This window comes from Streptomyces sp. NPDC048590 (assembly GCF_043199535.1).
Taxonomy (GTDB): Bacteria; Actinomycetota; Actinomycetes; order Streptomycetales; family Streptomycetaceae; genus Streptomyces.
The window spans coordinates 523,490-546,476 of the sequence record NZ_JBICWC010000004.1; the positions used below are offsets into that span (position 1 = coordinate 523,490).

Here is a 22,987-nt window from a genome sequence, read left to right on the forward strand (position 1 = left end):
GAGCGGGCGTCGTGATGGGTAAGTCTTGGGCAGAAAAAGGGAGTTCGACTGCGGCCGGGCCGGGAGCGAGGACAGCGCTCCGCGTCGCCGGCCGCTGTACGGCGGACGCGCGATCACGGATGTGGGGAGCGGGCGTGGAGGACTTGCGGGACTCGGACCCTCGGGCGGTCGGGCCTTTCCGGTTGCTGAGGCGACTGGGCGGGGGCGGGATGGGTCAGGTGTTCCTCGGCCGTTCCCGAGGAGGTCTGCTGGTCGCGGTGAAGCTGGTGAGACCGGAGCTCGCCGGTGACGCCGGCTTCCGGCGACGGTTCGCGCGTGAGGTACGCGCCGCAAAGGAGGTCGGCGGCTTCTACACCGCCCAAGTGGTGGACGCGGACACCTCTGCGGACCTTCCGTGGCTGGCCACCGCCTACATCGCCGGTCCGTCTCTCCAGCAGGCGGTGAGTCTCCACGGAGCGCTGCCCGAACCCGCCGTGATCAGGCTGGCAGCCGGTCTCGCCGAGGGGCTGGCAGCCGTGCACGCGAGCGGGATGGTTCACCGCGACCTCAAACCCGGCAACGTGCTGCTGGCGGCCGACGGCCCCCGGCTGATCGATTTCGGCATCGCCAGGGCCGCCGAGGACACCCAGCTCACCGGGACGGGGATGGCCATCGGCACGCCCGGTTTCATGGCTCCGGAGCAGGTGGTCGGCAATGCGGCGGGACCTGAGTCGGACGTGTTCGCGCTCGGAGCCGTGCTCGCCTACGCCGCCACGGGTCGCCTCCCCTTCGGCGCGGGCCCCCCGCACTCGGTGAACTACCGCGTGGTGCACGAGCCCCCGGACCTGTCGGGGGCGCCTTCCGCCCTGGCCTCCCTGGCCGCCGACTGCCTGGCCAAGGAAGGCTCCCGGCGCCCGGATCTCGGGCGGTTCCTGGACCGGGTGCCCGCCCTGGACGCCTGGGAGGAATCGTGGCTGCCGCCCTCGATGACCACGATGTCCGAGGAGCCCGGAGCCACCGGCCCGCAGACGACCGGTGCGTTCTTCGACGGGACCGACCCGGTCCCGCCCGGCGCCGGGACCTGGGGCTCGCGGCGCATGGCGCGGGAAAGGCGCGAGAGAGACGAAGCCGGGGAGCGCCGCAGGGAGCGGGCCTCACGGCTGCTGGCGCACACCGAGGCGGTGTGTTCCCGGATCACCGGCGTACGCGAACGCGCCCAGGCACTGGCGCACGTCGCCGCGGCCGCAGGCCCGGTCAATGATCACCGCGTGGGATTCCTCGCGGTCGAGGCACATCGGTGCGCGGCCACCGCGCCTGATCCCGTGGCGCACGCCCAGGCACTCGCCGCCATCTCCGCGGAGTTCGCCACGACCGACCCGGACCGGTCCCTGACCGCCGGGCGCCGGGCCGAGGCCCTGGCGATGGGGCTTCGCGGACGGAAGCAGTTCGACGCCCGCCAGGAGGCTCTGGCCGCCGCGGCGGAAGCTCTGGCACCCGCCGAGCCCGAGGAGGCGGAAGCCCTCGCCAGAGGGATCGAGGACCCCTACGACCGTGACTCCGCGCTCCAGGAGGTCGCCGAACAGATGGCCGCCGCGGACCCGGAGCGGGCTGAGCGGATCGTCAAGGAGATCGGCAGGGCGCGTTCGTGGAGTTCCCTCGACTGGTCCCTCCGTCGCATCGCTTCGGCCACGGCCGTCACCGACTTGGTGTCCGCGGAGCGGCTCATCCGCGAAGTGGCGGAGCGTATGGACCACGACACCGTCGATGGCCTGCGCTACTCCGTCGCGGTGACGGCGGCCCTGAGCAATCCGTTCCAGGCCGAACGCATCGCCCGCTCCATAGAGGACGCGACAAGCCGGGATTTCGCCCTCTCCGCTGTCGTGCACGAACTGGCTCCATCGGATCCCGAGCATGCTCTGCGGATCGCGCAGAACACGCCGGACGGGGACACGGAGTTCGCGCGATCCGCTCTGCTGCGGCACATCGCGGAAGACGATCCGCAGAGGGCTGAACGGAGGGCACTGGAAACTCCGGGCGCGGAGGCGAGGGCCTCGGCACTGTTCGAAGTCTTTCTTCTCGTCCGCGAGGAGCACCCCCGGCTGGCCTGGCGGGTGGCGCGTGCCATTCCCCAGGACCAGCACTGGGAGCGCCTCTGCGTCCTTCTCACCATCGCCGAGGACCTGGGCGAGGAAGGCGACACCACGCAGGCAGGCCGGTTCATCCGGGAGGCCGAGGGCATGGCGTCGCAGATCTCCGACCCGGAGGACCGCGAACATGCCATGGCGCGCATCGCCAAGAGCCTCGTCGGAATCGAACCCGACCGGGCGTGTGTGATGGCCTCCGGCCTGCCGACTCCGAACAAGCGAGCCGACGCGCTGCTCTGCCTGGCCCTGGCACTGAAAGAGAGCAGGCCCTCGCAGGCAGAGGAACTGTTCGCAGACTCCCTGCGGTCGGCCCTCGCCGTCATAGGCCCTACGGACCGGTTCTTCATACTGAGGTACGGCATCACCGCATCGGTGATGCAGGCTCCGGAGTGGGCCTCATCACTCGCTCTGGAAGCCGCTGCGGGACGGCCCGGTCACAACGCACTCTCGACACTGGCCGATCTGCTGGCTGATCACGTCCCCGAGAGAGCTGCGGGACTCGCTGTGGACGCCGTCCACGCGGCCCGGGCAAAGAGTGGCGGTGACGACTACAACACCTATGCGGAGTCCGCTCTGGTCACGCTTGCACGGATCAACCCGGTGCACGCCGCCGACCTGGCACTGAGCCACCGGCCCCCCACCGAGGCGGACGATCTTCTGCTGAGCCTCGTCAAGGGCATGGTCGTGGCGATGCAGCGAGCCGTCGACGATCTGCCGTGATCTCACTGACTGTCACCGCCGAAGACCCGAGGGCCGGTGTCACGATGCGGCGGACAGATCACGCGCCCCGTCGGCGTACGAGAGGCGCTTGGCCTGCGGGGCGCGGGGTCAGGTCCGCGCCCCGCAGGCGGTTCGGGGGAGCCGGTACGGGGTCACCGGCTCCGGGTGCCCTGGGCGACGTCCCCGGGGCCGGACGTCAGCCGCTCCACCGCCTGCCGCGTGAGTTCGCGGCCGGACGGTTCGGTGTCGAGGGCGCGGTGGAGGGCGAGGCCCTCGATCAGGGCGTCGAGGCGGCGGGCCGCGTCCGGGGTGAAGAACCGCTCCAGGAGCCGGCGGCTGCGGTTCATCCACGCGTGGGTGAGTTCGCGGTACTCGTCGCGGCGGGCGGCCAGCGTGTAGAGCTCCTGGGTGAGGACGAGGTCGCGGCGGGGGCCCTCGGAGAGGATGTGGATGAGGTCGACGACCGCTTCCCGCGCCTCCTCGGGGGTGCCGGCCCGGCCCAGGTGGTCCTCGAAGACGGCGACGATCCGGTCGGCGAAGCGGGTGAAGGCCTCACGCAGCAGTTCGTCGATGCCGTCGAAGTGGTACGTCATCGACCCCAGCGGCACGTCCGCGCGGGCGGCGACCTTACGGTGCGAGACGCCGACGACCCCCTCCTCGGCGATCTGGTCGAGGGTGGCGGCGAGGATGCGCTCGCGGCGCTGCGGGTCGGTGCGTCCGGTGGCCATGGTGCGTGCCGTTCAGAGGGAGCGGATGACGCGGGCGGGGTTGCCCACGGCGACGACGTCGGCGGGGATGTCCTTGGTGACCACGGCCCCCGCGCCGATCACCGAGTTGTCGCCGATGCTCACCCCGGGGCACACGACGACACCGCCGCCGAGCCAGACGTTGTCGCCGATGGTGATGGGCAGCGCGGCCTCCAGCTTGTCCCTGCGGGGGCCGGGCTCGACGGGGTGGGTGGGGGTGAGCAGCTGGACGTTGGGGCCGATCTGGCAGTCCTCGCCGATGGTGATGCGGGCGACGTCCAGCGCGGTGAGGTGGTAGTTGACGAACGTCCGGGCACCGATGGTGATGTTGCTGCCGTAGTCGACGAAGAGCGGCGGGCGCAGGTCGACGCCCTCGCCCACGGAGTCCAGCAGCTCGGCCAGGAGGGCGCGGGCGGCGTCCGCGTCCTCGGTGTAGGCGGCCTGGAAGCGGGCGGCGAGGCGCATGGCCCGCTGCTGCCTCTCGGCGATCTCCGGGTCGTCGGCGATGTAGAGGTCCCCTGCGAGCATGCGCTCCAGGTTGGTGCGCGGATCGCCCGCGAAGTAGTCCGTCGGCATGCGTACGATCGTACACTCGAAGGGTACGGACGTACACTCCCCTGCCTCCCCTTCCACGAGCACATGTCTCCCCGTGGGCGCCCTCAGCCCGGCAGCCTGCGCGCCCGCCACGCCAGGTACAGCGCCGATGCGATCGCCGCGACGCGCACCACCACCGGCCAGGCTTCGGTCATCGCGTCCCCGATCGCGCCCTCGGCCAGCGGCTCGCCCCAACGGCCCTCCATCCGGCCCCAGAGCCAGACGAACGCCCCGCCGACGACGACCCCCGGCAGACCGAGCGCGACCCATTTCGCCTCCGCGCGCGAGAACTTGCGCGAGCTGTACGCCAGCAGCCAGCCGCCCGCGAGCGCCAGCCACGAGCCCAGCACCGCGCCCGCCACCAGCAGCGCGGCGGCCAGCAGCAGCATCGGGTTCGAGAGCCGGGGCCGGGCGGCCACCTGGGCTTCGGCGACGGCCTTCGGCGGACGGCGGCGCAGCCTCAGCTTCGTCCGGGGCGCGGGGACTGCCGCGGGGCGTTCGGCGGCCTCCTTGCCGTCCGCCTTCCCGCCGTCCGCCGCTACGGGCTCCGCCGGATCCCCCGGCGCGCGCGGCGCGGGGGTCTTCGGGACGCCCGGCGCACCGAACAACTCCGGGCGCTCCAGCCCGCCCACGAAACCCGGCACGGCCGTCCCCGGGCCCGCCGCGCCCGGCCCGCCACGCGCGCTTTCACCGAAGGGCCCCGGCTCGACACGCCACCACTCGGGCCCGCCCTGAGTCGGCACCTGGTCCAGCCCGGCCATGTGCGGGGCGTTCGCCGACGGCCAGCCCGGCACGGGGGCGCCTGCCTCCGGGCCCCCGGCTCCCGGCGTCCCCTCACCGGCCCGACCGGCCTCCGGCGACGCGCCCTTGCGCGGCGTGTCCTTACGGAACATCCCGCGCCGCGCCCTCGGGACCGCCGAGGTGCCCTCGTCGGCCACGGTCGGGGCCGTCCGCGGCGCGGGCGACGACGTCCCGTCGGCGCCCGACTCCGCGGCGGCGGCCACGACTTCGCCCGGCTCCCCGAGACGGCCGAGAATGCGCCGGACCACGGCGGGAGAGTCCGAACCGTCCGTTCCGCGCTGCCGGTCGATCTCGCCCCTCAGCGTCGCGACGAGTCTCATCCGGTCGCCCGACGACAGCTGTTGCCGCTGCGCCAGGTCACCGACCCGGCTGAGGTAGTCGTAGACAAGCTGGTCGCTCTCGATCCCCACGCGATGGTCCTCCTCCACCCGCCCTGCCCCGACGGTAGCGTTCCAGCCGCTACCGTGGGACGGATGGGGACGACCACACCACCGCGCACGCTCGCCGAAGCCCTGCGCGCCCGGGGCGACGAATCGCTGGCCGGGCTGCTGCGCGCCCGCCCCGACCTGCTCAGCCCCGTGCCCAACGACATCACGCAGCTGGCGACGCGGGCCGGCACGCGGGCCTCCGTCGTACGGGCGCTGGAGCACCTCGACCGCTTCGCCCTGCAGACCGCCGAGGCGCTCGCCGTCGCGCCGGACCCCGCCCCGTACGAGACGCTGCTGGCGCTCCTCACCGGGGACGGCCAGGACGACGGTGAAGGGCGCGACGACGCGGGCGCGGCGATCACCGCGGCTCTTCCCGGCGCACTGGCGACCCTGCGCGAACAGGCCCTGGTCTGGGGCGAGGACGCCCGGCTGCATCTCGTACGCACCGCGCGCGAGTTGCTGTCCCCCTCCCCGCAGCACCCCTCCCCCACCGGCCTCGGGCCCACCGTCGCGGAGGCCACCGCCGGGATGTCGCCCGGGCGGCTGCAGGAGATCCTGGCCGCCGCCGGGCTGCCCGCCACCCACGACCCGGTGTCCGCGGTGACCGCGCTGGCCGAACTCTTCACGGACCGCACGAGGATGGCGGAGCTGCTGGACACCGCGCCCGTCGAGGCGCTGTCCGTGCTCGACCGGCTGGTGTGGGGCCCCCCGTACGGGGAGGTCACCCCGAACCCGGCACCTCCCGTCCAGTGGCTGCGCGACCGCGGACTCCTGCTGCCCGTGTCGACACGCACCGTCGTCCTGCCCCGCGAGGCCGCGCTCCATCTGCGGGCGGGCCGTGCCCACCGGCTGCCCGAACCGGTGCCGCCGGTGCTCGTGGCCGCGGCCGAACGCGATCCCCAGGCTGTGGACAGAGCCGCGGCCGGCCAGGGGTTCATGGCGCTGTCCACCGTCGAGGAGCTGCTGAAGCTCTGGGACAACGGCGGACCGGCCATCCTGCGCGCCGGCGGGCTGAGCGTGCGCGAGCTGAAGCGCACCGCCACCTCGCTGGACGTATCCGAGCCCGTCGCCGCCTTCTGGGTCGAACTCGCCTACGCGGCGGGCCTGCTGGCCTCCGACGGCGAGACCGACGAACGATACGCGCCGACTCCCGCGTCCGACGAGTGGCTGGACCTCACCGCCCAGGACCGCTGGACCCACTTGGCCACCGCCTGGCTGGCCGCGACCCGTACCGCCGGCCTGATCGGCGGTACGGACGCCAAGGGCCGGGCACTCTCCGCGCTCGGCCCCGACCTGGACCGGTCCCCCGCACCCGAGGTACGCCGCCGGGTCCTGGCCCTGTTCGCCTCGCTCCCGCCCGGCACCGCGCCCGACCCGCAGACCCTGCTCGCCCGGCTCCGCTGGGAACGCCCCCTGCGCAGCACCGCGCCCGGCGGGACGTCCGGCCAGGGCGAGGCCACCGACCTCCGCTCCCGGATCGCCCTGTGGACGGTCAACGAGGCGGAGCTGCTCGGCATCACCGGCCGTGGCGCCCTCTCCTCCCAGGCCCGCGCCCTGCTGGAGGAGGGACCCACCGAGGCGGCCTCCCGTCTCGCCCCGCTGATCCCCGAACCCCTGGACCACGTACTGCTCCAGGCCGACCTGACGGCGGTCGCGCCCGGACCGCTGGAACGCCCCCTCGCCGACATGCTGTCGGTCCTCGCGGACGTCGAGTCCAAGGGCGGGGCGACGGTCTACCGCTTCACCCCCGGCTCCGTACGCCGGGCCCTCGACGCCGGGCAGGCGGCCGCCGATCTGCACGCCTTCCTGGCCACCCACAGCCGTACACCGGTGCCGCAACCGCTGAGCTACCTCATCGACGACGTGGCCCGGCGCCACGGCCATCTCCGGATCGGCGCGGCCTCCGCCTACGTACGCTGCGACGACGAGGCCGTGCTCAGCGAGATCCTGGCCGACAAGCGTTCGGCCGCCCTGCGGCTGCGCCGCCTCGCCCCGACGGTCCTGGCCGCGCAGACCGACCCGGCCTCGCTGCTCGACGGTCTGCGCGAGATGGGCTACGCCCCGGCCGCCGAATCCGCCGAGGGCGATGTGCTGATCACCCGCGCCGGCGCCCGGCGCACCCCGCCCCGCACGCCCCCCGTCCCCGTCCCCGAGGGGCCTCCGGTCCCGGACTCCACCCTGCTGGCCGCCGCTGTCCGTGCCGTCCGGGCCGGGGACACGGCTGCCAGGGCCGTCCAGCGCGACACCCCGGACTCCCCGGCCGCGACGGCGGGATCGCTCCCCCGCACCACCCCCGCGGACACCCTTGCGACCGTGCAGGCCGCGGCGATGACCGGATCCGCGGTCTGGATCGGCTACGTCAACGCGGACGGCGCGGCCAGCCAGCGGGTGATCGCCCCGGTCAAGGTCGAGGGCGGTTTCGTGACGGCCTACGACCACACGGCCGACGAGGTCCGTACGTATCCGCTGCACCGGATCACGGGTGTCGCGGAGCTGGCGGACGAGCAGACGAACTGACGACGACCCTCGCCGTACTCGCGCGGGCGAGGGGACACCCCGGCCGAGCGGAACGAGAAGCTCTCGCTGCGCTCGGCCTTGAAGGGAACTCACCCCCTGTGCTGCTCCGCGGCAAGGCGGTCGGCGCGCTCCCGCCGGGGCTGTGCCATCACGTTCACGGCACTGCCGGCGCCGAGCCCGGGAGTGACCTCCGCCTTGCGGAACCTTGCCGCCAGTTGACGCACTGTCGGATCACTCGGACCTCGGTCGAGGTAGAAGAGTGACTCGTCGACCGGAAGGTCGTCACCGCCCCAGCGAACCATGCCCTCGCACTCGGCGAGGATGTCGCGCAGGACGATCTCCTGGAGCGGGAAGAAGCCCCCCTCGGCGGCGGCACCGGGGCGGATGCGCACCGCCGTACCGGAGGAGAGATTCGATTCCGGCAGCTTCTCGTTCACGCTGTGGATCGCCTGCCAGCCGACCAGGTCCGCACGACCGAGCTGCTCGACCTCGTAATGGAAACGCCGGATGACGTGGAGCAGGATGGCTTCCGCGTCGCCGATCCGGACGTCGAAGTCCAGTCCGGTGCCGGGAACGGGCCGGGTCCACACCGAGGAGACGTGGTTCGGCTCATCGACCAGAGGCCAACCGTTCACCGATGTGGGCGGATCGACCGGCTTTCCCGCCGTCACCTTCCCCGGCGCGGCTGTCGCAACGCTCGGGGTCAGAGAAGTGACAGCTGCCGCGGTGGTGATGACACCCGCGTGCGCCAGCACAGCTCGTCTGGAGAACCCGGATTCTTCGCGCTTCATTTCTTGAGTCCCTTCACGGGTAAAGGATGATGAGTGCCGCAGTCGGCAGGAGAGTGCCCAGTGCACTGAGCAGCCAGTAGGTGCGCCCGGTGAGCGGACTTCGTCGGCTCAGATGCCGGTTGACGGCCGACCACAGCAGGGCGTACAGGCCGACGACGGTCACGACGACCACCAGCACGGGCGCCGTCCCGTCGTTCTCCTCGGCCGGCGGACCTGACACCCAGATCGCCGCGAGGTACCACAGCAGCCAGAACGGGACGACTGCGGGAATTCCGAGAAGCAGGTTCGGCACCAGCGCCGCAGGCCACCCTCTGGACATCTCCCCGGCTCGCTCTCCTGCTCGCGTCACACTGCCCGGGAGAGAGCGTTGTAGTTCTCCAGGACCCGGTACAGGCCCATCAGTTCTGCTCCGTACTGCTCGGCGTCCGGCCCTGTGCCGTTGTAGCGGCCGAGTACGGCTTCGGCGATGTGGTCGTCACTGGTGAGGTCCGGGCGGGGAATGCCGAGGAGTTCCGCGTTGAAGATCAGGGTGTAGGCGACGGAACGGATGTTGTACTCCTGGTCGTTGTGGAGTTTGTCCCACACGGCCTTCAGGTCGTCCTTGTCGTCGTAGTCCAGGCCCGTGCCGTTGATGATGCCTTCGCCGATGCAGTAATTGCGGGCCATGATGGCCGTCTTGGCGAAGATCTGTCCCCAGCCGGTGCTGCAGTCGTCCATCTGCCCGGCCTGCACGGCGGCGTCGGAGACGAAGTCGAGGGGGTTGAGTTTGCGCAGTTCCCACATGACCGGAGCCTGGATCAGAGCCTTTCGGATCTTCAGCGTCCGGGCCAGCGAGGTGAAGAGCGCGTCCGTGTCGACTACCGCGTCGTAGGCCTCGGTCGTGGAGATCCCGCCCAGGGTGGCCCAGTCCGAGTCCGTCCAGCCGTCCCCTCCGGTCTCGGCGACTCCGATCGAGTTCAGATAGCTCTTCACGTCGGTCAGCATGGAGGCACGGTAGGAGTCCGTGTCCAGGTCCGTGTCGATGCCGTAGAACGGTATGGGAGCGGCGAAGTCTCCCTGGCCGGTGTCCCGGCCCGACGCGATGTTGTTGTCGATCTCGATCGAACCGCTGCCCGAACCCACCGTGATGGTGGATATCTGGTCGAAGGACCACTTGGAGGGCAGCGGGTAACCGAGGTTTCCGGAGAAGCCGCTGGACATGTCGGAGACCATGCACACGGACGCGTATCCGGCGTCGACCACGCGCTGACACACGTTGCGAGCACCGTAGACGCCCACGTTGTAACCGGAGTTCTCGCTGATGGTGCGCGTCACGGCCCGGAAGTGGGGGATCACGTACGAGGTGACCTCACCGTCCATCGCGTCGTAGTCGACCGCGAAGTAGATGACGGTGCCGGCCTTGAACCCGTGAAAACGGGCCCAGTTGATGGCCTCGACGGCATCCCTGGTGCCCTGGGCGGTACTGAAGTAGTCGGCGGAACGACTCCACGTCTGATAGATCGGGTAGCAGCGCAGCCCGGCTTCCTTGATGTTGTACAGCTCTCCCGGCTGGATCTGCTTCTCAGGGAGATCCCCGTCGGGGTACGGGTTGTAGAGGTAGCGGCCGACGAATTCGTAGCCGGCCGCCTTGAGCGCCGCGCCCTTCTCCGGAGTGATCTTGGTGACGCCGTCACAGGCCGTCCCCTTCCGGGACTGGTCCCCGTAGGAGACGAGCAGGGACGCCCAGGTGGAGAAGTCTCCTGCCCCCGTGGTGGAAAGGCCGCAGAAGGACTGGAAGGCGACCACGGCCTGGCGCACCGTTTCGGTGAAATTCCCGAAGGGCACCGTGTTCTTGTTCAGGACCATGGCCGCCGTGAAGAGCTGCGCCCACACGCCCGTCGCATTGGCGGAGACCGAGACGGTGTGGGATTTCAGGCCGGACTGGGTTCCAGGTCCGAACACACCGTTCGCCACGCCGTCCGCCATGCCCAGTTCGTACTGGATGGCGAAAAGCATCGATTTGGCGACATCGCGGGAGTGGTATCCGTCACAAGGAATGATGTAGAAGTCCTTGCGCAGAACATACCGGCCATTTAGCCACTGCTGGATCGCACGGATGGTGTCCGACCCACCACCGACGGTCGTATAGGCGTCCATGTTGAAAAGGCCCTTGGCCGTCTTCGGCCACAGCGAGCTGCCCGGGTAGGTTTCGGCCACTCCCATGTTCCGGTGCAGTTCGGCGACTGCCGCCTTGACCCGGTCGTTGTAGGTGCCGTCGATCTCGCCACCGTCGTAGCCCTTGCAGTACAGGGCGGACTGGATGACCCGGCAGAAGTTGGCCGACGGGATGGTCGTGTCGTCCAGCTTGCCGTACTCGGAACCGATGGTCGCCAGAGTCGTCGGCCCGAAGGCGTCCGACAGCGAGGAGATGCCCATTTCGTACTGCAACGCCCGGGTGAGGGCGTACATGACCGGCCAGCCGGTCTTCCCGTCCTCCGCAAGCTTGGAGATACCGAGTGTCGCACCGTTTCCATAGGTCGTGTTGATAAACCTCTGGGCGCGGAGCACCATGTCGTCAGCCATCTTGCCCTTTCGCTTTGTGTCCCCGGAGACGCGAGGCCCGGACGGGTGCCGGTCCGGTTTCCCCGGGATGGCGGCGACCAGCGATGACCGCCGAAGTATCAGTTCCGCCGAAGCGGAGATCAGTAGATACGGGCGTCCGAGAACATTCAACAGACCATGAATGGGACTTGTGGGTTCGAGCCGTTCCCAATCGTTATCCGAAGCAGCACAACCATCGCGCGTGCGCGCAGTCACCGAAAAGCTGCACCTGATGGCATCGGGGGCCGGAACCGCAATCAGCCGATCGAACCGGACATCTGGTTCGATCTCCGTGCCACAGGCCGGGTAGGGGCATTGGTGGCGTTCTCCCGAGCGTTTCGCCGGACTTGTTCCCGTCCTCACGGCATATCGCTGTCCGGAAACCGACCGGGGGTGCGGCTGCACGAGGTCCACACCGTTCTCGCCCCGATGTGTGTTCCCGTCGACGGCTTCGCGGACTCCGGGAACGGGACTTGCTTCCGGCAGCGGCTCGGCGACCGGAACCATCCGCACCGGTGCGGACGTCCCCCGTCCGGGACCGGTGAACGATCACGCATACCCTGCCGGGCACGACTCCGGAGCGAGGACCGATGAAAAGCACGCCGGCAGACGTCCGGTACCACTCGTCGCGGCGGCGGCCGCCCGGCCTGCGCGGGCGGCCATGGGCACTGCTGGGCTGCGGCCTCCTCGCTGCCGTACCCACCGTTCTGCTGGTCGTCCGGCTGGCCGGACTCGACGCGGGAACGCCGCTGGCGATGCCCATGGCGCTCTTCCCCTGCTCGACCGCTCTGGGCGTGCTGGTGCTGGTGGTACTGGCCACCGTTCCCGCGCTGCGGTCCTGGCGGGCCATGGCCGTCGTCGCGGCCGTGGTCGTCGCCCATGTGTCGCTGCTGGCACCGCGGTTCACATCCGATCGTCAGCACGTGCCGGCGGGCGCGGTCGAGTTGCGGGTCGCCACCCTGAACACCGAGGGCGCCGGAGCCGATGCCCGTGCGCTGGTGGAACTGGTCCGCACCGAGCGGATCGACGTGCTGGCCGTGCAGCAGATGCCGTCGGCGGGGGTGGACGCGCTGGCCGGAGCGGGCCTGGGTGCCCTTATGCCCTACCGGGAACTCCACCCCGAGTACGACTCCTCGATCTACTCACGACACCCGCTGACCCAAGGCGGTTCGACCGACATCGACACCGCCTGGCCCCAGACCACCGCCGAGGTCGCGGTAGGCGGTCACAAGGTGCGGTTCGTCGCAGTCCACACCTACTACCCGCTCGGAGATCCGAAGCGCTGGACACGGGACATGGCCGCCCTGACCTCCATGGCCCGGCGCAGCGGCCCGGCCACCGTGTTCCTGGGCGACTTCAACGCTTCCCTCGACCACGGCCCCATGCGGGAACTGCTCGCGGCCGGCCTCACCGACTCCCATGCGGAACTCGGCCGCGGATGGGCACCCACCTGGCCTGTCGGCCGTCCCCTCGTACCGCCGCTGATCCAGCTGGACCACGTCCTGCACGGCCCCGGCCTGGTGGGGGTCTCCGTCGGCGAGCGAACCGTCCCCGGTACGGACCACCGGGCGGTGGTCGCGGTGCTGGCACTGCCACCCGCTGACGCGCACGCCGACTGAGACGATGCGCCCGCCGGGGCCGCCCGCATCACCTCCGGCCGCCCTCGCCGGCCCGGGCGACGCGGGTGGCCAGGAAGGCGAACGCCACCGCCAGGAGTGCCTGTACGGCCACGGCCACCGCGAAGCCGTGCGGGAGTCCGGCGGTGGGGCCGCCCGCCGTAGCGGTGGCCACGGCGTGGAAGACGCCGCCCAGGAGCGCAACGCCCAGGCCGAGGCCGAGCTGCTGAAGGGTGGTGAAGAGTCCGCCGGCGACACCCGCCGCCCAGGTCGGGGTGCGGGACAGGACCGTGCGGAGGACCGGACCGTACATCAGCGCCTGGCTGACACCGAGCAGGATCAGCAGCGGCTGCACCGCCGTCGGGGCCTCCCCGTGCGCACCGTTCACCGTGAACGCGAGGCCCAGGAGCACCGCCGCCTGCCCGACGGCCGCACCCGTCATCGTCCAGCGCCCGGTACGGCGTTCCACGGCCGGCAGGGCCAGAGCGGTGACGACGAACGCCGCCCCGAAGCCGAGCAGCATCACGACCGCTCCCCAGGCGTCCACGCCGAACGCGCCCTGGGAGAGCGCCGAGAACTCGTACAGGAAGGCCCCGTAGCCGGTGAAGAACAGCAACGTCATGACCAGGCCCCGGCGTACGACCGGGGTGCGCAGCAGGCTCGGCGGTACGACGGGCAGTTCGCCGCGGCGTTCGGCGGCGCGCTGCGAGCGGGCGAAGAGGGCGAGGACCGCACCACCCGCGGCCAGCATCGCGAGCACCGGGGCGGGGCCGCCCGCGGAGGTGCCGAGCGTCAACGGCACCACGATGAGAAGCAGGCCGGCGCCGAGGAGCACGGCCCCGCGCAGATCGAGCGCGAGCGGTGCCGTCGAACGGGACTCGGGCACGGTCCGCAGGGCGAGCAGCGCCGCCGCCCCGATCACCCCGGTGAGCATCTGGACGAGCCGCCAGCCCCAGTGGTCGCCGGCGGCCTGGGCGACGACGCCCGCGAGCAGCTGCCCGGTGACGGTCGCGATGCCGCTGACCGCGGCGAACAGGGTGACGCCCAGCGCCCGCAGCCTCTCGGGCGCCGTGGACTGGATGGTGGACAGGACCTGCGGGGTGAACAGCCCTGCGGCTAGGCCGAGTACGGCGCGCAGCACCACGAGGGTGACCAGGTCGGGGGCGAGCGCGGCGAGCACGGATGCCACAGCGAACGCGCCGACGCCGGCCGCGAGCAGCCGGCGCCGCCCGAACCGGTCGCCCAGCCGCCCAGCGACGACGAGGGTCGCGGCGAAGGCCGTGGTGTAGGCGGACAGCACGAGCTGCCCGCCCGACGCGGTCACCCCGAGGTCCTCGGTGATCGCGGGTTCGAGCAGGTTGACCGATCCGAACGTCATGTTCACGGGCAGGTAGGCGACGAGCAGGACGGCGAGGCCCGCACCGGTGAGGGCACGCGCCGGGCGCGGCGCCACGGGGTGCGTGGCGGGAGCGGTTCGCGTGAGGGGGACGGATCGTCGGGTGGGAACGGGCTGCGTGGTCATGACCGCGACCCTGCTCCTGTCACCATCCTGGTACCAGGAGCCTGGTGATACGGGTACCGGTACCACCTGGATCCGCCGATTCGGGGGCACGACAATGGGGCGGTGACCACCTCGGCATCCGATCGCAGCGCCCTCGGCGCCTTCCTCCGCGCCCGTCGTGCCCGTGTGACCCCCGGTGACGTGGGTCTGCCCGCGGGCGGCCGGCGCCGCACACCCGGTCTGCGGCGGGAGGAGGTCGCGCAGCTCGCAGGCGTCGGGGTCACCTGGTACACCTGGCTCGAACAGGGCCGGGCCAGGAACGCGTCCGACCAGGTTCTGGAGGCGGTGGCCCGCGTCCTGCGGCTGGACGCCGCCGAGCACCGGCACCTGATGGTGCTCGCGGGCCGGGGCACGGCCCCCGAGCCCGGGCCTCCGATGGACCTGCGCCCCGAGCACACGGCCGTCCTGGCCAAGCTTCTGCCGTACCCGGCCGCGGTGCAGACCGACTGCTACGACCTGGTCGCGGCCAACCGCACCTACCGGTACCTCTTCGCGGATCTGGACACGTACCCGGTCGAGGAACGCAACTGTGCCTGGCTGATGTTCACCGAACCGAGCTGGCGCAACAGCCTGGTCGACGAGGACACCGTCCTCCGTGAGATCACCGCGCGGCTCCGCAACCGCCAGCCCGAACACCGCGACGACCCCCGGTGGAACGCGCTGATCGCCCGGCTGCGCCAGGAATCGCCGGACTTCGTGCGGCACTGGGAGTCGTACGAGGTGGCGGGTGACCGCACCCAGCAGCGCCGCTACGTGTCACCGCGCGTCGGCTCCCTCGACGTCCAGTTCCAGAGCCTGTGGCTGGACCGGGCGCGGGGCGAGCGGATCATCGTCATGACGCCCCTCGACCACACCACCGCCCAGCGTCTGGAACGTCTCGACTCGCTGGTCGGTGCCGCACCGGCCTGGACGGCCCGGAGCGACTCCGCCGGCGGTTCGGCCGCCGGGGCGTGAGGCCCGCCGCCGCGGCCCGCGAAAGACCTGGCCCTCCCATTTCCGCCGGATGCGGCACACTGGACGTTTGACCGTTCGCACCCGGGCGGCCACCCCACGCCGGAAAGGGCGCCGCGTGTCCGGACCTCTCATCGTCCAGAGCGACAAGACACTTCTCCTCGAGGTCGACCACGACCAGGCCGAGGCCTGCCGCCGTGCGATCGCGCCCTTCGCTGAGCTGGAGCGTGCCCCCGAGCACATCCACACCTACCGGGTGACCCCGCTCGGCCTGTGGAACGCGCGCGCCGCGGGCCATGACGCCGAGCAGGTCGTCGACGCGCTCGTGGAGCACTCGCGCTACCCCGTGCCGCACGCCCTGCTCGTCGACATCGCGGAGACGATGGCGCGGTACGGCCGCCTCACCCTGTCCAAGCACCCGGTCCACGGTCTGGTGCTGACCAGCAACGACCGGCCCGTGCTGGAGGAGATCCTCCGCTCCAAGAAGGTCCAGCCGCTCGTCGGGGCCCGCATCGACCCCGACACCGTGGCCGTGCACCCCTCCGAGCGCGGGCAGATCAAGCAGACGCTGCTGAAGCTGGGATGGCCGGCCGAGGACCTCGCCGGGTACGTCGACGGCGAGGCGCACCCGATCGACCTCGACCAGGACGGCTGGGCGCTCCGCCCGTACCAGAGGCAGGCCGTCGACGGTTTCTGGCACGGCGGCTCGGGTGTCGTCGTGCTCCCCTGCGGCGCGGGCAAGACCCTGGTCGGTGCCGGTGCGATGGCCGAGGCGAAGGCGACGACGCTGATCCTCGTGACCAACACGGTCTCCGCCCGGCAGTGGAAGCACGAGCTGGTGAAGCGGACCTCGCTGACCGAGGACGAGATCGGCGAGTACAGCGGTACGCGCAAGGAGATCCGGCCGGTCACCATCGCGACGTACCAGGTGCTGACCACTCGCCGTAAGGGGATCTACCCGCACCTGGAGCTGTTCGACTCCCGCGACTGGGGGCTCGTGATCTACGACGAGGTGCACCTGCTGCCCGCGCCCGTCTTCAAGTTCACCGCCGACCTCCAGGCCCGCCGCCGTCTGGGCCTCACCGCGACGCTGGTGCGTGAGGACGGCCGCGAGTCGGACGTCTTCTCGCTGATCGGCCCCAAGCGGTTCGACGCCCCGTGGAAGGAGATCGAGGCGCAGGGTTACATCGCGCCCGCCGACTGCGTCGAGGTCCGGGTGAACCTCACGGACTCCGAGCGTCTCGCCTACGCGACGGCCGAGACCGAGGAGAAGTACCGGTTCTGCGCGACGACCGCGACGAAGCGGAAGGTCACCGAGGCGCTGGTGCGCAAGCACCGGGGCGAGCAGACCCTCGTCATCGGTCAGTACATCGACCAGCTCGACGAGCTCGGTGAGCACCTGGACGCCCCGGTGATCAAGGGCGAGACCAGCAACGCGCAGCGCGAGAAGCTCTTCGACGCGTTCCGGCAGGGCGAGATCAACGTACTGGTCGTGTCGAAGGTCGCGAACTTCTCGATCGACCTTCCGGAGGCGACGGTCGCCATCCAGGTGTCGGGGACCTTCGGATCGCGCCAGGAGGAGGCGCAGCGGCTCGGCCGGGTGCTGCGGCCGAAGGCCGACGGGCACGAGGCCCGCTTCTACTCGGTCGTCGCCCGCGACACCATCGACCAGGACTTCGCGGCCCACCGCCAGCGGTTCCTGGCCGAGCAGGGGTACGCGTACCGGATCGTCGACGCGGACGAGCTGCTGTCGGAGAGCTGACGGGGACGACGGGTGCGGGTTCAGCGGTGGCGGCGGACCAGGCCCGCCTCCTCCGCGTACTCGCCGAGGACGGCCACACCGAACGCGGTGCGTGCGAAGACCGATACGGCGCGTACCGCGTTCCCCATGCGGTTGTTCCTCGGGTGACCGGTCGCCGCCGTGGCGCCGTGCGCGGGGCCGGTCCTGCGCGGGTTGGTGACTGCGGTGCTCATACGTTCCATGGTGCTCCGCCCGCCCGTTCCCCGGAATCGGCCTGCGGACCGAAGCGTGCGGGGGCACGGGTCTGCCTGGAGTCGTATGCCTCCCCTACGGGAGGGAGGCTCGGTACCCGGGTCCGGGCGCGCCCCTGATGCGCGGGGGTACCGGGATCCGCCCGTAATTCGTTCGCGTCGGGGGACGCCGGTCTATACAATCTCCGCTCTGCCCGCCTCCCGCACCGAGGTACCGGCCCGCCTCCGAGCGGCCGGCAGCCGGGGGAGCGCCGCCGACCGGACGGAAACCGGCCGACACAACAACCGCACGCGCCACGGCGTGTGCGCATCCGCGTGTGTGTGAAAGTCCCCGAGCGGGCAGGGCGGTGAGCCCTGTCCGCCGTCCTGCGTCGAAAAGCCGGAGGCAACACCGTGCCCGCGCACGAAGAGTCAAGCAATCCCCTGGTCAGGGAGCAGGCGCACCTCGCCGCGTCCCGTGCCGCCCTGCGCGCCATGCGCGAGGACGTCCAGGCACTCGACATCCGCGACGTCACCGCGAACTGGGTCAACGCCGAGGTCCTCCAGGCCCAGATCGACGACCGCATCAAGGCGCTCGCCGACCTGTCCCACACCCCGCTGTTCTTCGGCCGCCTCGACTACCTGCACGTGGTCGGCGGCGAGCAGGCGGAGGGGGCGGAAGGAGAGCGGTTCTACATCGGGCGCCGCCACGTCCACGACGCCCACGGCGACCCGATGGTCATCGACTGGCGCGCGCCGGTCTCCCAGCCCTTCTACCAGGCCTCCCGGAACAACCCCCTGGACGTCGGCCAACGCCGTCGCTTCGGCTACACCGGGGGCGAACTGACCGCGTACGAGGACGAGCACCTCACCGACGCGGCGGAGGAGGAGCAGACCAGCAAGCTGCTCCAGGCGGAGATTGAACGCCCCCGTGTGGGCCCCATGCGTGACATCGTCGCGACGATCCAGCCGGAGCAGGACGAGATCGTCCGCAGCGGGCTGGGCGGCACGGTCTGCGTCCAGGGAGGTCCCGGCACCGGTAAGACGGCCGTGGGCCTGCACCGGGTGGCGTACCTGCTGTACGCCCACCGGGAGCGTCTCGCCCGCACCGGCACCCTCGTCGTCGGCCCGAACCGGTCCTTCCTCCACTACATCGAGCAGGTCCTGCCCGCACTGGGCGAGCTGGAGGTGCGGCAGGCCACCGTCGAGGATCTGGTCGCGGCACGTGTCGAGGTACGGGGCACGGACGAGGCGGCCGCGGCCGTGATCAAGGGCGACGCCCGGATGGCGGACGTCCTGCGGCGGGCGATCCGCTCGCACGTCACCCCTCCCACCGAGCCGGTCGTCGTGGTGCGCGGCTCCCGCCGCTGGCGGGTTCCGGCGTACGAAGTCGAGGAGATGGTCGGCGAGTTGCTGGCCCGCGACATGCGGTACGGCGCGGCACACGAGGCGCTGCCGCAGCGCATCGCGCACGCCGTGCTCGTACGCATGGAGGAGGCCGGCGAGGCCCCTGACGACCGGGTGCAGAACTCGGTGGCGCGCAATCCCGCGGTCAAGGCCGCCGTGAAGGCGATCTGGCCGGCGGTGGACCCGGCGAAGCTGGTGCTGCGGCTGCTGACGGACGCGGAGTTCCTGGCCGAGCACGCCGGTGATGTCCTCACGGAGGACGAGCAGAAGCGGATCCTCATGGTCAAGCCGGCCCGCAGTGTGAAGTCGGCGAAGTGGACGGCTGCGGACGCCGTCCTGATCGACGAGGCCTCCGACCTGGTCGCCCGTACCCAGTCGCTGGGCCATGTCGTGATCGACGAGGCGCAGGACCTCTCCCCCATGCAGTACCGCGCGGTGGGCCGCCGCTGCTCGACGGGTTCGGCGACGGTACTCGGCGACCTGGCGCAGGGCACGACACCGTGGTCGACGCAGAGCTGGGAGCAGGCACTGTTCCACCTGGGCAAGGCGGACGCGGTCGTGGAGGAGCTCACGGCCGGTTTCCGTGTGCCGCGCGAGGTGATCGCGTACGCCTCGCGGCTGCTGCCTTCGATCTCGCCGGGCCTGGCCCCGGTGGAGTCCGTCCGTGAGACGCCCGGCTCCCTGGCGGTACGCGAGGTCGCCTCCGCCGAGGAGATGGACGCGGCGGTCGTCGCGGCGTGCGAGGAATCGCTCGGGCACGAGGGCTCGATCGGCCTGATCGCCGCCGACGCGCGCATCCCCGCCCTGGCCGACGCCCTCGCGGCGGCGGGCCACGCGGTCCTCTCCCCCGGCGAGGAGACGACCGCTGACTCCCGGCTGACCCTGGTCCCCGCCTCCCTCGCGAAGGGCTTGGAGTACGACTACGTCGTGCTCGACGAGCCGGCGGCCGTGGTCGACGGCGAACCAGACGAACGCACTGGCCTGCGCCGCCTCTACGTGGCGCTGACCCGTGCGGTGTCCGGCCTCACGGTGCTGCACGCGGCCCCGCTGCCGGAACAGCTCGCGTAGGACCTTCGTCCGGGTCGGTCACGGCCTGATCCGGACGGTTCAGCCCGTGACCACCACGGCGGTGGCGACGGTGACCGCGACCATCGCGGCCTGCATGTCGCGGATCGCCCTACGGACGTCGTCCCCGGCCCACTGGCCGTCCGCGATCTTCTCCATGCGCGGCTTCACCTCGCGTGCCGGACGGCCGGGGAAGGCGAGACCGTGCAGCTTCGCTGCGTGTACAAGGGCGATGAGACCGGCCGTCCGGTCGTCCGGGTCCACGCCGCGCAGCACCACCGAGTCCAGGCGCTCGCGCAACTCGCGCTCGGCAGCCCCGTCGGCCTCGGGGTAGCGGCGCACCGGGAAGAGCCCAAGAACCTTCTGCCGCTCCTCGTGCACCAGCCCGCGTGCGCGCAGGCTCTCGATCGTGGCGCCGACCGCCTTGTCGTGGTCCCTCGTCAGCCAGTCCGTCACCTTGGGCGGCTTGGACTTCCTCGCCGCCCAGGCGTCCATCAGCCCGAGCCGCTCGTCCAGGAGACCGGTCCCGGTGGGGGTGCGGTCCGTCACCGTGAACCGCCCTCCGTCCACCGAGAGGCGTCCCGCCAGGACGAGTTCGAGCACGATTCCGCCGGCGACCGCCCAGCCGGCGGCCTGCCTGTTCTTCGCCGCTCCGGACTCGTCGTCCAGGGACAGCAGCATGATCTCTTCGCCCAGCGTCACCGACACGGTCACGATCCCCCTTCGTTCGCCTACTTTCAGTGACGAACGGGCGCGGCGGACGGTTCCCGGCCCTCCGGCCCCTCCGGGTCGAGGTGCGGCAGGATCCGGTCCAGCCACCGGGGGGTCCACCAGGCGGCGCGGCCCAGCAGGGTCATCACGGCGGGCACCAGCAGCAGCCGGACCACGGTGGCGTCGATGAGCACGCTGACGGCGAGGCCCAGGCCCAGCATCTTGACGACGATGTTGTCGCTGATGATGAAGGCCGCGAAGACGCTGACCATGATCAGCGCGGCGCAGGTGATGACCCTGGCGGTGATCTCCAGGGCGTGCGCGACGCTGCCTCTGGGGTCCCGGGTGGCCGTCCACGCCTCGTGGATGCGGGACAGCAGGAAGATCTCGTAGTCCATGCTGAGGCCGAAGACGATGGCGAACATCATCATCGGGACGTAGCTCTCGATCGGCACGTCCCCCGAGACGCCGAGCGCGGGGCCGCCCCAGCCCCACTGGAAGACGGCGACGACCACCCCGTACGAGGCGGCGATCGACAGCACGTTGAGCACGGCCGCCTTGAGCGCGACGAGGACCCCGCGGAACACCGCCAGGATGACGAGGAAGGCGAGCCCGACGACCACGGCGATGATGAGCGGGAGCCGGCTGGAGACGATGTCCAGGAAGTCGACCTGGGCGGCCGTCGTCCCGGTGACGTAGCCCTTCGCCGCGGTGCCGGAGACGGCGTCGGGCAGCACGTCGTCCTTCAGGTGGTTGACCAGGTCCGTGGTCCGTTCGTCCTGGGGCGCGGCGACGGAGTACGCGGTGGCGGTGAGGACGTCCCCGTCCGAGGTCGCGGTCAGCGGTGTGATCACGGCGGCGTCCGGCACCTTGGCCAGTGCCTGCTTCGCCTGGTTCTCCAGATCCGACCGGTCGCTCTGCGGGACCTCGGTCTGGTCGATCACGAGGGTCAGCGGACCGTTCGAGCCGGGGCCGAACGCCGAGGACATGAGGTCGTACGCCCGCCGGTCGGTGAAGGACCTGGGGTCGGCGCCGTCCCCGATGTGCCCCAGCTGGATGAAGAGCAGCGGGAAGGCGAGGACGGCCAGCGCGACGACGCCACCGGTGAGGAACCACCACGGCCTGCGCTCCACCCGGCGCGCGTACCGGTGCCAGGTTCCCTGCCCGGTCTCCCGGCCGTCACCGGCCGACTCGTGGCCGTCCTTCCGGGTGCTCCGCGCACCGGCCCCCTGCCCCTCACCCTCCGCCCTGCCCGCCCCCGCGTCCGGGGCCGGTCCGGCGGCCTCGACCTCGGCGATCGGCCTGCGGACGTGGATCCGGTCGATGTGCCGCCCGATCAGCCCGAGCACGGCCGGCACCAGGGTGAGGGCGCCGAGCACGGCCGTGACCACGGTGACCGCCGCGGCCAGTCCCAGCTTGCCGATGAAGCCGATGCCGGAGACCCAGAGCCCGCACAGCGCGATGATCACCGTGCACCCGGACAGCAGCACCGCCCTTCCGCTGGTGGCCGTGGCGGCTCCGGCCGCGGCCACCGGATCGCGGCCGTCCATGAGGTTCTGCCGGTGCCGGGTGACCAGGAAGAGCGCGTAGTCGATGCCGACACCGAGGCCGATCATCGTGGCCAGGGTCGGGGACACGGTGGCGAAGGTCGTCGCGGCCGCCAGCAGCCCGAGCAGGGCGAGGCCGCAGACGACGCAGATCAGCGCGGTGACCAGCGGCAGCACGGCCGCCAGCAGACTGCCGAAGCCGACCAGCAGCACCACGACGGCGACCCCGAAGCCGATGGCCTCGCTGACCCGGTCGTTCGCCGGGGGCCGGGCGAGCTCGCCGAGCGGGCCACCGTACTCGACCTCGGCGCCCGCCGAGCGCAGCGGCTTCACCGCCGAGTCCACGCCGTCGAGGTAACCGGCGCCGAGGGTGGAGGGCTGCACGCTGAACCGGACGGTGATGTAGGCCGTCCGGCCGTCGGTGGACAGCGGCCCCACGTTCTGCCCGCCGCCGCTGCCGCTCTGTGCCGTGAGCGGGTTCTGGACGGACAGCACGTCGGGCAGCTTCTGGAGGTCCGCCACGGTGGTGGACATCTGGCTGCTCAGCCCGCTGAGCGACTTGTCCCCGTCGTGCACCACCACCTGGCTGCTGTAGCCGCCGGCCGAGGGGGCGTGTGCCTTCAGCACGTCCAGGCCGTCCTGCGACTGGGTGCCGGAGATGGAGAAGTTGTCGGAGTAGTCGCCACCGTAGGCGTGGTGCAGGACCTGGAGTGCGGCGAGCGCGGCCAGCCACAGCACCAGGACGGTCACGAAGTGACGCGCGCACCACGCCCCGGTCCGGTGCAGGGTCCCTGCCCGTCGCGCGGCCGTACCTTGGTCGCCGGGTGGCCGCAGACGTGACATGGGAACTCCGGGGCT

At 71.4% G+C, this 22,987-nt stretch carries 16 protein-coding genes; 6 read left to right on the top strand and 10 right to left on the bottom strand.

Translation table 11 applies throughout. The annotated features are described in order from the left end of the window. Nucleotides 1-119: 119 nt before the first annotated feature. A complete protein-coding gene (locus ACGFNN_RS14675) occupies nt 120-2,843 on the top strand; it encodes a protein kinase (protein ID WP_393555823.1) in 2,724 nt (907 codons plus the stop codon). 152 nt (nt 2,844-2,995) lie between these two features. On the opposite strand, the gene ACGFNN_RS14680 is transcribed toward ACGFNN_RS14675, so the two are convergent. The 3 genes from ACGFNN_RS14680 to ACGFNN_RS14690 all read right to left on the bottom strand — a co-directional run bounded on the left by ACGFNN_RS14680 (nt 2,996) and on the right by ACGFNN_RS14690 (nt 5,394). Then, nucleotides 2,996-3,571 (bottom strand): TetR/AcrR family transcriptional regulator, encoded by a 576-nt coding sequence (locus ACGFNN_RS14680; protein WP_393555824.1) that lies wholly within the window; start codon nt 3,569-3,571, stop codon nt 2,996-2,998. Between the two features lie 12 nt (nt 3,572-3,583). After that, nucleotides 3,584-4,165 (bottom strand): sugar O-acetyltransferase, encoded by a 582-nt coding sequence (locus ACGFNN_RS14685; RefSeq protein WP_393555826.1) that lies wholly within the window; start codon nt 4,163-4,165, stop codon nt 3,584-3,586. Between the two features lie 83 nt (nt 4,166-4,248). Continuing rightward, complete coding sequence (locus tag ACGFNN_RS14690; protein ID WP_393555828.1) at nt 4,249-5,394, bottom strand: hypothetical protein; 1,146 nt, start codon at nt 5,392-5,394, stop codon at nt 4,249-4,251. Between the two features lie 63 nt (nt 5,395-5,457). Between ACGFNN_RS14690 and ACGFNN_RS14695 the strand changes: the two genes are divergently transcribed. Further along, complete coding sequence (locus ACGFNN_RS14695) at nt 5,458-7,929, top strand: helicase C-terminal domain-containing protein (protein WP_393555830.1); 2,472 nt, start codon at nt 5,458-5,460, stop codon at nt 7,927-7,929. Nucleotides 7,930-8,018: 89 nt separating this feature from the next. Here ACGFNN_RS14695 and ACGFNN_RS14700 read toward each other — a convergent pair whose 3' ends face one another. Genes ACGFNN_RS14700 through ACGFNN_RS14710 form a run of 3 tightly spaced genes read right to left on the bottom strand, consistent with a single transcriptional unit; the run spans nt 8,019 to nt 11,282 of the window. Next, nucleotides 8,019-8,720, bottom strand: coding sequence for a hypothetical protein (locus ACGFNN_RS14700; RefSeq protein WP_393555832.1), 702 nt, complete (start codon nt 8,718-8,720; stop codon nt 8,019-8,021). Nucleotides 8,721-8,733: 13 nt separating this feature from the next. Next, a complete protein-coding gene (locus ACGFNN_RS14705; protein WP_393555834.1) occupies nt 8,734-9,012 on the bottom strand; it encodes a hypothetical protein in 279 nt (92 codons plus the stop codon). 53 nt (nt 9,013-9,065) lie between these two features. Continuing rightward, nucleotides 9,066-11,282 (bottom strand): glycoside hydrolase domain-containing protein, encoded by a 2,217-nt coding sequence (locus ACGFNN_RS14710; protein ID WP_393555836.1) that lies wholly within the window; start codon nt 11,280-11,282, stop codon nt 9,066-9,068. A gap of 608 nt (nt 11,283-11,890) precedes the next feature. Here ACGFNN_RS14710 and ACGFNN_RS14715 point away from each other — a divergent pair. Next, on the top strand, nt 11,891-12,919 hold the full coding sequence (locus tag ACGFNN_RS14715; protein WP_393555838.1) for an endonuclease/exonuclease/phosphatase family protein: 1,029 nt from the start codon (nt 11,891-11,893) through the stop codon (nt 12,917-12,919). Between the two features lie 28 nt (nt 12,920-12,947). Here ACGFNN_RS14715 and ACGFNN_RS14720 read toward each other — a convergent pair whose 3' ends face one another. After that, a complete protein-coding gene (locus ACGFNN_RS14720; RefSeq protein ID WP_393555839.1) occupies nt 12,948-14,438 on the bottom strand; it encodes an MFS transporter in 1,491 nt (496 codons plus the stop codon). Between the two features lie 102 nt (nt 14,439-14,540). Here ACGFNN_RS14720 and ACGFNN_RS14725 point away from each other — a divergent pair, with 102 nt between their 5' ends. Both ACGFNN_RS14725 and ACGFNN_RS14730 read left to right on the top strand, forming a co-directional pair. Beyond that, nucleotides 14,541-15,431, top strand: a complete 891-nt coding sequence (locus ACGFNN_RS14725; protein ID WP_393555841.1) for a helix-turn-helix transcriptional regulator — start codon at nt 14,541-14,543, stop codon at nt 15,429-15,431. A gap of 115 nt (nt 15,432-15,546) precedes the next feature. After that, the gene (locus ACGFNN_RS14730; protein ID WP_393555843.1) at nt 15,547-17,190 is read left to right on the top strand and encodes a DNA repair helicase XPB; all 1,644 of its coding nucleotides are present in this window, start codon (nt 15,547-15,549) and stop codon (nt 17,188-17,190) included. Between the two features lie 20 nt (nt 17,191-17,210). Here ACGFNN_RS14730 and ACGFNN_RS14735 read toward each other — a convergent pair whose 3' ends face one another. Continuing rightward, nucleotides 17,211-17,402: a hypothetical protein gene (locus ACGFNN_RS14735; protein WP_362541396.1), complete on the bottom strand. Its 192-nt coding sequence runs from the start codon at nt 17,400-17,402 to the stop codon at nt 17,211-17,213. 411 nt (nt 17,403-17,813) lie between these two features. Here ACGFNN_RS14735 and ACGFNN_RS14740 point away from each other — a divergent pair, with 411 nt between their 5' ends. Next, nucleotides 17,814-19,874: a HelD family protein gene (locus ACGFNN_RS14740; RefSeq protein ID WP_393555845.1), complete on the top strand. Its 2,061-nt coding sequence runs from the start codon at nt 17,814-17,816 to the stop codon at nt 19,872-19,874. A 39-nt stretch (nt 19,875-19,913) separates the two neighbouring features. Here ACGFNN_RS14740 and ACGFNN_RS14745 read toward each other — a convergent pair whose 3' ends face one another. Together ACGFNN_RS14745 and ACGFNN_RS14750 are read right to left on the bottom strand one after the other, a co-directional pair. Beyond that, nucleotides 19,914-20,579 (bottom strand): GPP34 family phosphoprotein, encoded by a 666-nt coding sequence (locus tag ACGFNN_RS14745; protein ID WP_393556242.1) that lies wholly within the window; start codon nt 20,577-20,579, stop codon nt 19,914-19,916. A gap of 29 nt (nt 20,580-20,608) precedes the next feature. Continuing rightward, nucleotides 20,609-22,972, bottom strand: a complete 2,364-nt coding sequence (locus ACGFNN_RS14750; RefSeq protein WP_393555847.1) for an MMPL family transporter — start codon at nt 22,970-22,972, stop codon at nt 20,609-20,611. Nucleotides 22,973-22,987 lie beyond the last annotated feature (15 nt).

Bases quoted from the DNA above. Each gene is read 5' to 3' on its own strand.
- ACGFNN_RS14700 (WP_393555832.1), bottom strand. From the start codon at position 8,720: ATGAAGCGCGAAGAATCCGGGTTCTCCAGACGAGCTGTGCTGGCGCAC.
- ACGFNN_RS14735 (WP_362541396.1), bottom strand. From the start codon at position 17,402: ATGAGCACCGCAGTCACCAACCCGCGCAGGACCGGCCCCGCGCACGGC.
- ACGFNN_RS14710 (WP_393555836.1), bottom strand. From the start codon at position 11,282: ATGGCTGACGACATGGTGCTCCGCGCCCAGAGGTTTATCAACACGACC.
- ACGFNN_RS14720 (WP_393555839.1), bottom strand. From the start codon at position 14,438: ATGACCACGCAGCCCGTTCCCACCCGACGATCCGTCCCCCTCACGCGA.
- ACGFNN_RS14715 (WP_393555838.1), top strand. From the start codon at position 11,891: ATGAAAAGCACGCCGGCAGACGTCCGGTACCACTCGTCGCGGCGGCGG.
- ACGFNN_RS14675 (WP_393555823.1), top strand. From the start codon at position 120: ATGTGGGGAGCGGGCGTGGAGGACTTGCGGGACTCGGACCCTCGGGCG.
- ACGFNN_RS14750 (WP_393555847.1), bottom strand. From the start codon at position 22,972: ATGTCACGTCTGCGGCCACCCGGCGACCAAGGTACGGCCGCGCGACGG.
- ACGFNN_RS14685 (WP_393555826.1), bottom strand. From the start codon at position 4,165: ATGCCGACGGACTACTTCGCGGGCGATCCGCGCACCAACCTGGAGCGC.
- ACGFNN_RS14680 (WP_393555824.1), bottom strand. From the start codon at position 3,571: ATGGCCACCGGACGCACCGACCCGCAGCGCCGCGAGCGCATCCTCGCC.
- ACGFNN_RS14695 (WP_393555830.1), top strand. From the start codon at position 5,458: ATGGGGACGACCACACCACCGCGCACGCTCGCCGAAGCCCTGCGCGCC.